Annotated in this window: 1 protein-coding gene and 1 pseudogene; both read right to left on the reverse strand. The window is 60.9% G+C overall.

The features are described 5' to 3' along the window. A pseudogene (locus NKJ76_RS32335) lies at positions 1 to 127 on the reverse strand (sugar phosphate isomerase/epimerase family protein); the annotation flags it as partial. A 26-nt stretch (positions 128 to 153) separates the two neighbouring features. Continuing rightward, positions 154 to 920: Gfo/Idh/MocA family protein (locus NKJ76_RS32340; RefSeq protein ID WP_352539220.1), on the reverse strand; the 767-nt coding region annotated here is incomplete at its 5' end.

The raw sequence follows: 920 nt of genomic DNA on the forward strand, positions 1-920 counted from the left end.
CCGACAGATCGATATCCCTAAAATGCAGGTCGAGCTGCACCGTGTTGAAACCGAGCCCGCGGATCTTCTTTGCCGTCTCTTCGAGGCCGTACGGGAAATAGCCCGTGAAAATACCTGCCTGCATCATGATGTGAATTCCTCCCTGTAAGCGATTCAGTTGGCTGATTTTATCGAGATTTCGGAAAGCTTGACGGTGCGGCCCTCGTGGATCGAGCGATAGCCGGCCTCGACCAGTGCCATGGTCTTGACGTTGTCGGCGACGGAGAGCGCCGGCGGCGCGCCTGTCTTCACCGCATGCTGCAATTGCTCCATCACGCCGATGAAGGCATGCGGGAACCACATCGTGTCCCAGCTCGGGCTGACCCATTCGCCGCCGGTCGTCTCGGTCGAGGCATAGGTCAGCGTCGAGGCAGCGCCTTTCGGCCAGCCGATCGTGCCTTTGGCGACACCCTTGGTGCCGTCGACGCGCCAGTTGATGTGCTGGTCGTCCAGATAGCCCTCCTGGCGCGGTCCGGACCAGACATCCTCCAGCGACACGGCGAGCACGCCGGAGGGAAAGCGCAGCGTCGAGACGGTGATGCCGTCGCTATGCTCGAATGTCGTGCGCGGGTCCTTGCGTGTCAGCGTGGTGATTTCCGAGGGATCGCCGAACAGAAAGCGCAGCACGTCGAGATGATGCACGCTCATATTGGCGAGCGTCAGCCGGTCGTAGTCCTGAAGGAAAGTCTGCCAGTGCGGGATGGCATGCATGTCGATCTGCGCGAAGACGATGTCGCCCAGCGCGCCGCTGTCGATGATCTGCTTCAGAACGCGCATCGACTGGTCGTAGCGCATGTTCTGGTTGACCGAGAGGATCTTGCCGGACTTTGATGCTTCGTCGCGCAGCTTCACGGCTTCATCGACCGACAGCGCCAGTGGCT

Source organism: Mesorhizobium sp. M0029 (genome assembly GCF_040323735.1).
Taxonomy (GTDB): domain Bacteria; phylum Pseudomonadota; class Alphaproteobacteria; order Rhizobiales; family Rhizobiaceae; genus Mesorhizobium.